This is a genomic window from Sorangium sp. So ce448 (assembly GCF_051520915.1).
GTDB classification, from domain to species: domain Bacteria; phylum Myxococcota_A; class Polyangia; order Polyangiales; family Polyangiaceae; genus Sorangium; species Sorangium cellulosum_B.
In genome coordinates this window covers 6,242,296-6,255,617 of sequence record NZ_CP150343.1, presented here as the reverse complement: position 1 = coordinate 6,255,617, position 13,322 = coordinate 6,242,296, and the positions used below count along the sequence as shown (strand labels likewise).

The window sequence follows — 13,322 nt, the reverse complement described above, 5'->3', positions numbered from 1 at the left end:
GCGAGCGCCGCGCGGAGGCTCCCTGCGAGATCGCTCGTGCGGAGTTGCGCGCCGAGCCTCGCCGTCGCCGCAGGGAAAGGGGGACTTTGATGAAGAGATCACCGGATGGGGTGTTGGGCGTCGTTCTCCTCGTGACCCTCGGCGCCGCCGGGTGCGGCGGCCGCGACGCCCGCGAGGATCTCCCGGAGAGCGCCGATCGCGGCGTGTTCCGCGCGGCGTCGCCCGCCGCGGGGTCGCCAGGCAGGGAGACGCGATTCCTGCCCGCGTACCGCGTGATCGGCGGCGGCGCCGACGTCGCGCGCGCGTCGGCGCTCGCCGGCGCGCTCGGGCTCGCGGAGGATCCCGCGCGGGGAGGCGCCGGCGCGCTCGTGGCCGACGGCGCGATTCGCTACCTCGACAGCGCGCGATTCCAGCGCTTGCCCACGAGGAAGGCCGACGCGCCGCCCGCGCCTGGGTTCCGTGACGAGCGTGGCTTCGAGACGTCGGCGGGCGATGACGCCCTGGATTTCGAGGCGCTCGCGGCGCTGCGCGTCCTGCCGGAGCCGGACGCGGCGGCGCGCGCGTGGGCCGCGCTGGACGCCGCGGGCTTGCCGGTCGGGAGCGAGCTTGCCGTCGGCCATTCGCTGCTCGAGGCGGTCGACGCGGAGGGCCGTTATGTGGCTCGGGCCGAGCTCGACACGCAGGTGAGCTTTCGCGACGAGCTCGAGGGGATCCGGCTGATCGGCCCCGGGGCCAAGGTCCGTGTGACGTTCGACGGCGAGGGCGCCGTGACCCACCTGATCTACGCGCGGCGCGAGCTCGCGCGAGGGGAGGACGTCGCGATCGTCCCGGCCTCCGAGGCCCCCGCGCTGTGCGCCGGCGCGCTGGGTGGCGGCGCGGTGATCGCGGCCGAGCCGGAGCTCGTCTATTACGCGCCGCCGCTCTCCCGCGAGGTACGGAGGATCCTGCCCCATTATGTGTGCAGCGCACGGCGGACGGTCGGCGGGGAGGTGGTGGACGTCCGCAAGAGGATCGTGCCGGCCGTCATAGACGCTCCGAGCGCCGAGATCTCGGTGCGTGTGGACGGCGCGACCGCGGTCGCGGAGGCGAGCGTCACCGGAGGTGCTGCTCCATACACGTACAGGTGGGTATCGTCGGCGCGCTCGCTCGACGTGCTCGACGCGGTGGGCGAAGCGCGCGAAGCGCGCGAAGGCAGCGCGCGGGTGAAGGTGTCTGGCGTCTCTGGTCTTCGCGGGGAGACGGAGACGCTCTCGCTCTATGTCACGGACGCCGACGGTCTGGTCGCGACGGCGGCGCAGCGGCTCTCGTTCGGCCGCGCGTCCGGGGGGCTTGGCGCGGCGCGCCCGCCGATCCCGCCGCCGGTCGACGATGGCCGCGCGGTGGTCGGCGCCGAGTGGGTCGGGCTCTGCGGCGGCCTGGATCACTCGGCGGCGAACGTCGATGGGCTGATGAAGAGCTTCGGGGAGGGGGGAATCGAGTCTCGCTTCAACTGGGGCGATCAGCGCGCGTGGGAGGTCGATTTCAAGGATCCGGCGCTGGGCGGCCAGGACGCGTCGTTCGCGGATTCGGTGGATCTCACGTTCTACACGGGGCACGCGAACGGCGTCGGGTTCATGTTCTGCAGCGCGATGAACGACCGGGTCCTCCATTTCAGCGACGCCCGGTGGGGCAATGCCAACCTGGAGTGGATGGTGGTGGCCGCCTGCGGCCCGCTCCAGGACGACGGCGGCGCGTGGCGCTACCGGTGGGCGGGCGCGTTCGATGGGCTGCATCTCTTGCTCGGCTATGCGACGGAGTCGTTCGACGACACGACCGAGGGATCGATGTTTGCGCGCTACCTGCTCGACGACGCGAGCCCGGCGCCGGTGCGGCAGGCGTGGGTGACGACGGCGATCGAGGTCCAGCCGGACGACGAGGTGATTTACGCGGTGATGGGGGCGTACGGGCAGGGGTGGGCGGTGCCCAACTACGATGACCATTTCTGGGGGAAGGGGCCGGTCGGGCCGGATCTGACGGGGGCGGCGCGGATCGGGTTCTGGCGGATCTCTGGGCCGACATAGCCCTGTTGCGGGAGGTTCGTCGCAGAAAGAGAGGAACCGCCAAGACGCCACAAGACGCCAAGAAACATAGAAAAATCTTGGCGTCTTGTGGCGTCTTGGCGGTTCCATTCTCTCGGGCCTCTCTGCCACTCCCGGCAGCGCGGCGCGGGCTCAGCTCAGTACCCGAGCCACTTCGCGTCGAGCTCGATCGAGCAGTGATCGACGAACCGAAACCCGACTCCGCCCCCGTCCGCGGCCCCGATCGTGTACACCGACTCGTTCGCCTGCGGCCGATGGTCCGTCGCGCTGAACGAGATCGGCCCTGCCGTCATCCCGTCGAGCACCACGTTCTGAAAGCCCTCGAGCGCGGCCTTCAGGTCCTCTCCGGTCGGGTGCGTGCGGCCGGCGTCGATGGCCCGCTCGACGGCCTTGCGCCACATGAGCGCCGCGGCGTGGCCCTGGACGTAGGGCTGGTCCTGGTGCAGCTCCAGCGGGTGGCCGTCCTTCTCCCGGTAGGCCCTGTGGATCCGCAGCATCTCCGCCATCCCGCTCGAGTGCTGCGTGTCGCCGTAGACGGGCACCGGGAACAGCCCATAGAAGATCCCCGCGCAGTCGGCCCCGCAGATCGCCAGGGTCCTCTCGCCGATGCCCCAGTTGTTCGCCATCACGCGCAGCTGCCAGCGGTTCTTCTCGGGCCCCGGGAACGCCTGCTGGATGAGCTTCTGCGCCGCGGCCGCGCCCTTCCCGACGAAGGACGAGGAGAGGACGCTGTTGCCGGCCCAGAACCAGCTCGCCGGCACATACGACGGATCCGCTCGCTTCTTCTCGATCTCCCGCTTCACATAGCCGATCACCGCGTCGACGATGCGCCCCTCGTCCTCGAGGGACGACGTCTGCGGGACGATGAGATCCTGGCCGAGCAGCATCCCGGGCAGCTCCTCCACGTAGGCCTTGCCCGCGGCGAGCGGATCGACGCAGTAAAGACACTTGTCTATCGTGTCGTGCACCATCGCGATGCGTCCGGGCGCGATCTTCCAGGCGGCCTTGATGCCGATGCGGATCGCTGTCGAGTAGTCCGTGGCCGGAAAGAAGATGTAGGGATATCCAGGGCTCGTCTTGTGCTCTGTCGCGGAGGCGCTCTGGCCCAGGGCGTTGAACTCGGCGTGGGACACGTCCGCGGAGATCGGCACCGGCGTGGCGAGCGAGCCGGCGTACGAGCCGGGAATGATGAGCTTCTTCTCCTCCGTGAGCCTCGGGGCCACACGGGTCGTCGGCCCGGTGCCGAACACGAACAGCGTGGAGACCTCGCTCCACCCGGGCTGCCGCCGCCACGCCTCGATGACCTCCTCCGTCCTGGCGGGGTCGTACTGCGCGTCCTTCATGTCGACGTCGATGGGACAGCCCCGGAGCCCTCCCTGACTGTCGTTGAGGTGACGCAGGTAGTCGTAGACCCCGTAGTTGTACGGCGGCGAGATGTCGGTGGCCGTCCCCGTGTCGCCCGTCGTGATCCGGACGCGGAGCACCCCGGTGCAGCGAGCGCCGGCGTCCGGCTCGACGAGCACGGCCGCGGCGGAGCCGGCTGCTGGCGCCTGCCCACCAGGGCGGCGCGTCGAGAACGCCGCCGCCGCGACCAGCACGGCCGCGCCGAGCGCCCCGATCCAGTAGCTGCGCTGCTGAGGCCCGGCGGCGGCGGTGCGGAGGTTCGACTTCAGGCTCGTCGAGTCCGAGGCGGAGCGCCCTGGGGCCGGCGTCCCCGACGTCCTCTGCCCGAGCTCCTCGTCGAGGGCGATCACGGGCTGAATGCGCCTCCCTTCTGCGCCCTCGAACTGGCTCACGCGAGAGAGGCGCGGCTCGACGGGCACGCTCGGGCGGTCGACGCCCTGCGCGCTCTGATCGAGGTACGCCTTGACCTGCCGCTGCATGCTCGCCCGGCGCTCCGCGAATACCCCCAGCATGAGCGCGCCGATCTCGTCGGACCCGACGTCCTCGCCCGACGCGCGAAGGTAGTCCTCGAGCGCCGCACGCATCTCCTGCGCGGTCGCGAACCGCTTCGCCGGATCGCGGTCGAGCGCCCGCACCACGATGGCGTCGAGGCCCGGGGGCACGTCCGGCCGGAGGAGCGAGGGCCGCGGGATCTCGTCCACGGCCGCCAGCTTCCAGAGCGCGCTCACGGCGTCGCCCCCGAAGAGCCGCTCCCGCGTGAGGAGCTCCCAGAGCACGATCCCCGCGACGAAGATGTCGGCCCGCCGATCGGTCGACCCGCTGCCGACGGCCTGCTCCGGCGCCATGTACGACGTCTTGCCCTTCAGCTTCCCGGTCTCGGTGAGGTCGGTGTTGATGGACGCCTTGGCGATGCCGAAATCGAGCAGCTTCACCGCGCCGTCGTACGTGACGAAGATGTTGTGCGGGGAGACGTCGCGGTGGACGATGCCGAGCGGCGCGCCGTCGTAATCGCGGAGCTCGTGCGCGTAGTGCAGGCCGCTCAGGAGGTCGGCCACGATCCTGACCCAGACGCCGCGCGTGAAGCCCGCCGCGCCCGGCTCCCCCTCGGCCACCGCCCGCAGGATCGCGCTGAGCGGCTGGCCCTCCAGGTACTCCATCACGGTGAAGTAGCCGGCGTCGTCGTGATCGACCTCGTAGGTCTGGACGATGTTGGGATGGTTGAGGCGGGCGGACAGCTTCGCCTCGTCCAGGAACATGGCGACGACCTTCTCGCCGTCCCCGCCCGCTCCGCCCACGCCGCGATGGCGCTTGACAACGACGAGCTTGTTGAAGGACCCCGGCCCGCGCGCGATCGCCAGGAACACGTCGCCCATCCCGCCCCGGCCGAGCTTCGCGATCAGCCGGTACTTGCCCATGATCGCCGCCTGGGTCGGCTCCGCGTCCGAGGTGTCTTGACCCGTGCCCACCATGTTACCGGCCGTCCTCAGGGGCGCGCGATGCTCCGAGCGGACTGGGTATATGAGCAAAGCCGGTTATCCTTGTCAACGTCCCCGCGGGCCGGGCCACGGCGGGCTGCCGGCGTCTTGCGTCTTGCGTCTTGCGCCAGGGCCCAGAGACCCATGCAGGAGAAGCATATTTACCATCGAGACGAGCTGCCCGACGCCTTCCGGTGGCAGGCCGTATCGTTCATGCGGGCGGCGTGGCCGTCGATATTCACCGGTCCACTGCGGCTGCTCAAGCACACGTATCCGTCTGACATCGGCACGGCGCACTTCACGATCAGCGAGGAGGAACGGTGAGCACCGGCGCGTAGGCACCGGGGGTATGGGCGGGCGGCGCGGCTGCCCGCGAGGCAGCCCTCGGGGCGAACCGCCGGACGGATTTCGGGCGGGTTTCGGGCGGATCGACGACCCAGCGCGCGGCGCAGGGCTCGCCTCGCGGGCGCACCTGGTGCGCGTAGCCCTGCTGCAGCGATCGGGCTCAGGAAGAATCAGGGCAGCCTTCCGGCCGCATTTCGGCCAGAATTGCCGTCGAGGGCGGGCAGGGCCTGCGCTTTGCAGAGCGCGTTCGACCCAGAGAGCCAGGAGGGTACGCAAGTGTCCGTAGCAGCCAGCCAGAACAGCCAGAGCTCGTTCCACTCGGAGCCGCCGCCGCCGGTGTCGATCCCCGGCCTGCGGGCGAAGATCACGAACGAGAAGCTCAGGCAGTGGATCGCCGAGGTCGTCGCGCTGTGCCAGCCGGACAACGTGCACGTGTGCGACGGCTCGAAGGAGGAGTACGACGCGCTGTGCGACCAGATGGTCAAGACGGGCACGCTCATCCGTCTGAACCCGGAGAAGCGCCCGGACAGCTACCTCGCGCGCTCGGACCCGAGCGACGTCGCGCGGGTCGAAGACCGCACGTTCATCTGTAGCCGGCGAAAGCAGGACGCCGGCCCCACCAACAACTGGGCCGAGCCGCAGGAGATGAAGGGCACGCTGCGCCGGCTCTTCGCCGGGTCGATGCGGGGCCGCACGCTCTACGTCATCCCGTTCAGCATGGGCCCGGTCGGCTCGCCTTACGCGCACATCGGCGTGGAGCTCAGCGACTCGCCGTACGTCGCCGCGAGCATGCGCATCATGACGCGCATGGGGCGCAAGGTGCTCGAGGCGCTCGGAGACGGCGATTTCGTCCCCTGCCTGCACTCGGTCGGCATGCCCCTCGCCCCGGGACAGGACGACGTGCCGTGGCCGTGCAACGCGGAGCACAAGTACATCGTCCACTTCCCGGGAGAGCGGCTGATCTGGTCCTACGGGAGCGGCTATGGCGGCAATGCGCTGCTCGGCAAGAAGTGCTTCGCGCTGCGCATCGCCTCCGTCCTCGGCAGGGAGCAGGGGTGGCTCGCGGAGCACATGCTGATCCTGGGGGTCGAGTCGCCGAAGGGCGAGAAGACGTATGTGGCCGCGGCCTTCCCGAGCGCGTGCGGCAAGACGAACTTCGCCATGCTCATCCCGCCGAAGGCGTTCGCGGGCTGGAAGATCACGACGGTGGGCGACGACATCGCCTGGATGAAGCCCGGGCGGGACGGGCAGCTCTATGCGATCAACCCGGAGGCGGGCTATTTCGGCGTGGCCCCCGGGACGTCGGACAAGTCGAACGCGAACGCGATGGCGACCATCCGGAAGGGGACGATCTTCACCAACGTGGGGCTCACGCCCGACGGCGACGTCTGGTGGGAAGGGATGACCGACGAGCCGCCGCCGGAGCTCATCGACTGGCAGGGGAAGCACTGGACCCCGGACTGCGGGCGCAAGGCGGCCCACCCGAACGCGCGCTTCACGACGCCTGCGTCGCAGTGTCCGTCGATCGATCCGCGCTGGGACGACCCGAACGGGGTGCCCGTCAGCGCGATCGTCTTCGGCGGGCGGCGCGCGACGACGGTGCCCCTCGTGGTGCAGTCGTTCAACTGGAGCTTCGGCGTCTACACGGCAGCGACGATCGGCTCGGAGATGACGGCGGCGGCCGCCGGCAACATCGGCCAGGTGCGCCGCGACCCGATGGCGATGCTGCCCTTCTGCGGCTACCACATGGGCGATTACTTCAATCACTGGCTGCAGATGGGGCGCCAGATCGTCAATCCGCCCCGCATCTTCTCGGTCAACTGGTTCCGCAAGGACGACCAGGGCAACTTCCTCTGGCCGGGCTTCGGGGAGAACATGCGCGTCCTCAAGTGGATCGTCGACCGCGTGCACGGCCGCGGCTTCGCGGAGGAGAGCCCGCTCGGCTGGATGCCGCGCTACGAAGACATCGAGTGGCGGGGCATGGACCGCTTCTCGAAGGAGCAATTCTACCAGCTGATGGCCGTCGACCGCGAGGCGTGGAAGGTCGAGTTCGGCTCGCACGGGGAGCTCTTCGAGCGGCTCTACGACCGGCTGCCCAAGGAGATCCTGCTGATGCGCGAGCTGCTCCTGTCGCAGCTCTGGCGCTCGCCGGAGCGGTGGGAGCTCGCGCCCGAGCGCTACCTCGAGGAGCACGAAGACGACGACGACGAGCCCGGGGCGTAGAGGCCTCCCCGGGTGAGGGCGCCCGCGCGGCACATGGCGCGGGCGCTCGCCCGCGTCGGCGCGGGGCTCCCCATGGACGTGAGCGCTCCCTCTTACCTGGTCACCGAGACCCTTCACGAGGGCCAGCGGGTCAGCCTCCTGCGCGCGGTCCGGACCGCCGATGGCCGCCCGGTGATCCTGAAGGTCCTCGACCCGAGGCGCAGCCGCCCGCAGGACATCGAGCGGCTGAGGAACGAATACGCGATCGGCAAGCTGCTCGACCACGACGCCATCGTGGCGCCGCTCGCCCTCGAGACGCACGAGGGGCTGCCGGCGCTGGTCCTGGAGGACTTCGGCGGCGAGCCGCTCGACCACCTCATCGGCGCGCCCATGGCCGCCGAGAGGTTCCTCGAGCTCGCGGTCCGCATCGCGGCCTGCGTGGCGGCGATCCACGTGCGGGACATCCTGCACAAGGATCTCAAGCCGCAGAACATCCTCGTCAACGCGGCCACCGGCCAGGTCAAGCTCGCCGACTTCGGCCTCGCGTCCCGCTTCTCCCGCGAGCTGCCGCCGGCGGGGCCCCCGCGGCTCATCGAGGGGTCATTGCCGTACCTGTCTCCTGAGCAGACGGGGCGAATGAACCGGGGGATCGACGGCCGCGCCGACCTCTATGCGCTCGGCGTGACGTTCCACGAGATGCTCACCGGGCGGCTGCCGTTCGAGGCGCAGGATCCGCTGGAGTGGGTGCATTGCCACGTCGCGCGCCTCCCGCCGGCGCCCTCGGCGCTGGTGCCCGAGCTGCCCGAGGTGCTCTCGGCGCTCGTCCTGAAGCTCCTGGCCAAGATGCCCGAGGATCGCTACCAGACCGCCCGCGGCCTCAAGCACGACCTGGAGCGGTGCCTCTCGCAGCTGCGGGCCACCGGCAGGATCGAGCCTTTTTCCCTGGGCGAGCGCGACGTCTCCGGTCGCTTCGAGATCCCCCGGAAGCTCTATGGCCGCGAGGGCGACGTGGCCGCGCTGCGCTGCGCGTTCGACCGCGTGGTGGCCACGGGCTCCCCCGAGCTCGTGCTGATCTCTGGCTATTCCGGCATCGGCAAGTCTTCTCTGGTCCAAGAGCTCTACAGGCCGATCGTCCGGGAGCGAGCGCTCTTCCTCTCGGGGAAGTTCGACCAGCACAGGCGTGACATCCCTTATTCCACGCTGGTCCAGGCGTTCCGGGAGCTCGTGCTCGAGATCCTCGCCGAGAGCGAGGACCGGATCGCTGCCTGCCGGCGGCGGCTGCTCGGCGCGCTCGGGAGCAACGGGCAGCTCATCGTGGACGTGATCCCCCAGATCGAGCTCATCCTCGGGCGGCAGCGGCCGGTTCCCGAGCTTCCGCCGATCGAGGCGCAGAGCCGGTTCCGGGTCGTGTTCCGGCACTTCATCGGGGTGTTCGCCCGGCAGGAGCACCCCCTCGCGCTCTTCGTCGACGATCTCCAGTGGGCCGATCTGGCGAGCCTCGGGCTCCTTCGCGAGCTGGTGACGCACCCCGAGACGCGCCATCTCCTCGTCATCGGCGCATACCGCGACAACGAGGTGACCCCCTCGCACCCGCTCCTGCTGGCGATCGAAGAGGTCCGGAAGGAGGGCGCGCGCATCTCCGACATCGCGCTCGGCCCGCTCTCCCGAGAGCACCTCGCCGCGCTCGTCAGCGACGCGCTTCGCTGCAGCCGCGAGGCCGCCGCGCCGCTCTCGGACCTCGTCCACGAGAAGACGGGCGGCAACCCCTTCTTTGCCATCCAGTTCCTCGCCGCGCTGCACGAGAAGCGGCTGATCGCGTTCGATGAGCGCGCCGAGGCCTTCCGATGGGATGTCGCGAAGATCCGCGAGAAGGGGTTCACCGACAACGTCGTCGATCTGATGGTCGGCAAGCTGGCGCGGCTCCCTCCGAGCACCCAGAGAGCGCTGAAGCAGCTTGCGTGTCTGGGAAACAGTGCGGAGGTCGCCCTCCTGGCCATCGTTCAGGGCGGCTCGGAGGAGGACGTACACTCGGATCTCCGGGACGCAGCGCACGAGGGGCTCGTCTTCCGCCAGGACGGCGCGTACAAGTTCCTCCACGACCGGGTCCAGGAGGCGGCCTATTCGCTGATCCCCGAGAGCGAGCGCGCGGCGGCGCACCTCGGGATAGGCAGGCTGCTCGCGAAGCGCACGGCGCCGGAGGAGCTCGAGGAGAAGATCTTCGAGATCGTCAACCAGCTCGATCGGGGGGCCGCGCTGATCACGGCGCGCGAGGAGCGCGAGCGGGCGGCTGAGCTCAACCTCATCGCGGGCGAGCGCGCCAAGGGGTCGACGGCCTACGCGTCGGCTCTCAAGTACCTCGCGGCCGGGGCGGCGTTCCTGGAACTGGAAGAGGACAGCTGGGAGCGGCGGTACGACCTCGCCTTTGCGCTCGCGTTCCACCGGGCCGGGTGCGAGTTCGTGACGGGCGAGCTCGGGGCGGCGGACGAGCGGCTCTCGGACCTCGCGGGCCGCGCCAGCAGCTTCGTCGACATCGCCGCCGTCACGTGCGCGCGCGTGGAGCTCTACACGATACTGGATCGAGGCGAGCTCGCCGTCGACATCTGCCTCGATTTCCTGCGGCGCGTCGGCATCGCGTGGTCGCCGCACCCGACGGACGAGGAGGTCCGGCAGGAATACGAGCGGATGTGGCGGACGCTCGGGAGGCGCCCGATCGAGGCGCTCGTCGACTTGCCACCGATGACCGACCCGGACTGCCGCGCGCTCATCGACGTCCTCATGTCGGGAGAGCCGTCGGCGTCTCTCACCGACGCGAACCTGTTCTGCCTCATGATCGGTCGCATCGCGAACCTCAGCCTCGAACATGGCAACAGCGACGGGGCATGCATGGCCTACGCCTGGGTCGGGATGGCCCTTGGTGCGTACTTCGGCGATTACCGCGCTGGGTTTCGCTTCGGCAAGCTCGGCCTGGATCTGACCGAGAAGCCCGGGCCGCCCCGCTTCAAGGCCCGCGTCGATTTTGTCTTCTGGTACCTCATCAACCCCTGGAACAGGCACATGCGCACCAGCGTCGATCCGCTGCGGCGCGCCTTCCACGCGGCGCAGGAGACCGGCGATCTCGCCTTTGCGTCCTATGTCCTCAACGGCGTGCTCTTGCTTCTGCTCACGGGGGGAGCTCCGCTCGGCGAAGCGAGTCGAGAAGCCGAGAGCTCGCTCGCGTTCGCGCGGAAGGCGAAGTTCAGTCTCATCGTCGACCTCATCGCCGCGCAGCTGATGGTCATCCGGGCGCTCCGGGGCTCGACGCCGGCGCTCGTCGCCGACGACGACCACCTCGACGAGGGGCGGTTCGAGCGGCGCCTCGAGGGCGATCGAGGCCTCTCGGTGGCGACGTGCTGGTACTGGATCGGCAAGCTGGAAGCGCGCCTCTTCGCCGGCGATCATGCCTCTGCCGTCGATGCCGCAGAGCGAGCGCGGGCGCTCCTCTGGACGTCGCGGCCGTATCTCGTGGTCGCCGAGTACCATTTCTATGGCGCGCTCGCGCTGGCGGGCCGCCATGACGCTGCGCCCGCGCCCGTCGACGAGCGGCCCCCGCTCCTCGTGGCGCTCGCCGCCCACCGCGAGCAACTCGAGGTCTGGGCCGAGAACTGCCCCGAGAACTTCGGCGCCCGGGCCGCGCTGGTCGGCGCCGAGATCGCGCGCGTCGGCGGCGAATGGGACAAGGCGGCGCAGCTGTACGAGCAGGCGATCCGCGCCGCGCGCGAGAGCGGCTTTGTCCACATCGAGGCGCTGGCGTACGAGGTCGCGTCGAGGTTCTACCGGACACGAGGGTTCGATCTGATCGCGGACACGTATCTCCGCGAGGCCCGCGCCTGTTACGCTCGATGGGGCGCGGACGGGAAGGTCAGGCAGATCGACCAGCAGAACCCGCGGCTCTCGGACCGGAGGCCGCTCGCCCCGAGCGCGTCGTTCGCGGCGCGCTCCGACGAGCTCGAGCTGCTCTCGGTCATCAAGGCGTCGCAGACCATCTCGAGCGAGATCGTGCTCAACCAGCTCCTGCGGACGCTGCTCACGGTCGTCCTCGAGCAGGGCGGCGCGCAGAGGGCTTGCCTGTTCCTGTGCCAGGACGAGCGCGTCACCATGGAGGCGGAGGCGACCCTCGAAGGGAAAGGCGCGGCGACGATCCTCCTCGCGCCCTCGCTGGACGACGCTTCGTGGCAGCGAGTCCCCGGCTCGCTCGTTCATTATGTGCAACGGACGAAGGAGCGCGTCATCCTGCACGACGCGGCCGCGGATGCGGGCAAATTCTCCGGGGACGACTACTTCACGCGGTATCGGTGCCGATCGGTCCTGTGCGTGCCCATCCTGAGGCAGGCCGGGGTCGCGGGCTTGCTCTATCTCGAGAACAACCTCCTCGCGGGCGCGTTCACGCAGGACAGGTTCACCGCCCTCTCGCTCCTCGCCACACAGGCGGCGATCTCGCTGGAGAACGCGCGGCTGCTCGCCAAGGAGCAGTCCGCGCGGACCACGGCCGAGGCAGCGGAGCGGCGCGCGGCCTTCCTGGCGGAGGCCGGGGAGATCATCTCCGCGTCGCTCGATCACGGACAGGTGCTGTCGCGCCTCGCGCGGCTGTCGGTGCGATCGTTCTGCGACTGGTGCGTCATCGACTTTGCAGAAGGCGGGGAGGCCCGGCGAGCTTTCTGGGCCCACAAGGACCCAGCGAAGGAGCCTTTGCTCGAGGAGCTGCGACGGCGATACCCTCCTGACCGGCACTCGCCTCACCCGTCGGCCCGTGCCTGGCGGGACGGTGGGCCCCTCCTGCTCCCCGAGATCTCCGACGAAATCATCCAGAGACACGCCGCGGACGACGGGCACGCGAGGCTCATCCGCGAGCTCGGGACGCGAAGCTCCGTCATCGTGCCGCTCGTGGCGCGGGGGCAGGCGATCGGGATGCTGACCGTCGTCTCCTCCGAGCCGGAGCGCCGCTACGGGGACGCCGATCTCGCGCTCGTGCAGGAGGTGGCGCGCCGGGCCGCGATCGCGATCGACAACGCGCGGCTCTACAGCGCTGCGAACGAGGCGGTGCGGATGCGCGACGAGTTCCTGACGGTCGCGACGCACGAGCTCAACACGCCGATGACATCGCTCACGCTCACGCTGGAGGCCATGGATCGGGCCCTCCGATCGGGCCGCTCCTGGGACCCGCAGGCCATGGGCCGGCAAGTCGACCGCGCGTTGCGGCAGGCGGCGCGCCTGACCCGACTGAACAGCGAGCTGCTCGACGTCTCGCGGATCAACGCGGCTCGGCTGAGGCTCGATGTGGCGGAGGTCGACCTCGGGGAGATCGTCCGCGACGTGCTCGCGCGGTTCAAGCTGGATCTGGCGCGCGCCGGGTGTTCGGTGTCGCTGCGGGAGTGCGGCCGGGTCGTGGGCCTCTGGGATGGTTCTCGCGTGGACCAGATCGTCTCGAACCTGCTCGCCAACGCGATCAAGTTCGGGGCTGGCAACCCCGTGGAGATCTCCCTCGGCGAGGAGGCGGGGACGGCGCGGCTCTCGGTGCGGGATCACGGGATCGGGATCGACCCGGCGCGCCAGGGGCAGATCTTCGAGCGGTTCGAGCGCGCGGTGTCGGACAGGCACTACGGCGGGCTGGGGCTCGGCCTGTACATCAGCCGCAGGATCGCGGAGGCGCACGGCGGCTCGATCCGCGTCGAGAGCGCGCTCGGAGCCGGGGCGACGTTCGTCGTCGAGCTGCCGCGGACCGGTCCGCCGCCCGGGGCAGCGCCGCGCGCCCAGCCGGGCTGAGCGGCGCTGCCGGGGGCCC

At 70.2% G+C, this 13,322-nt stretch carries 5 protein-coding genes; 4 read left to right on the top strand and 1 reads right to left on the bottom strand.

Annotated features, from left to right (window positions below; all coding sequences use genetic code 11):
- The first annotated feature begins 89 nt into the window (after positions 1-89).
- Positions 90-2,060 (top strand): DUF6345 domain-containing protein, encoded by a 1,971-nt coding sequence (locus WMF45_RS23535; RefSeq protein WP_437719085.1) that lies wholly within the window; start codon positions 90-92, stop codon positions 2,058-2,060.
- Between the two features lie 155 nt (positions 2,061-2,215).
- Here the strand turns inward: WMF45_RS23535 and WMF45_RS23530 are convergent, their stop codons facing one another.
- On the bottom strand, positions 2,216-4,951 hold the full coding sequence (locus WMF45_RS23530; RefSeq protein ID WP_437719084.1) for a protein kinase domain-containing protein: 2,736 nt from the start codon (positions 4,949-4,951) through the stop codon (positions 2,216-2,218).
- 150 nt (positions 4,952-5,101) lie between these two features.
- Between WMF45_RS23530 and WMF45_RS23525 the strand changes: the two genes are divergently transcribed.
- From WMF45_RS23525 to WMF45_RS23515, 3 genes are all read left to right on the top strand, one after another.
- Positions 5,102-5,281: a hypothetical protein gene (locus WMF45_RS23525; RefSeq protein WP_437719083.1), complete on the top strand. Its 180-nt coding sequence runs from the start codon at positions 5,102-5,104 to the stop codon at positions 5,279-5,281.
- Between the two features lie 357 nt (positions 5,282-5,638).
- The gene (locus WMF45_RS23520) at positions 5,639-7,525 is read left to right on the top strand and encodes a phosphoenolpyruvate carboxykinase (GTP) (protein WP_437719571.1); all 1,887 of its coding nucleotides are present in this window, start codon (positions 5,639-5,641) and stop codon (positions 7,523-7,525) included.
- Positions 7,526-7,537: 12 nt separating this feature from the next.
- Positions 7,538-13,303 carry a sensor histidine kinase gene (locus WMF45_RS23515; protein WP_437719082.1) on the top strand — a complete coding sequence of 1,922 codons (5,766 nt, stop codon included), beginning with the start codon at positions 7,538-7,540 and terminating at the stop codon, positions 13,301-13,303.
- Positions 13,304-13,322 lie beyond the last annotated feature (19 nt).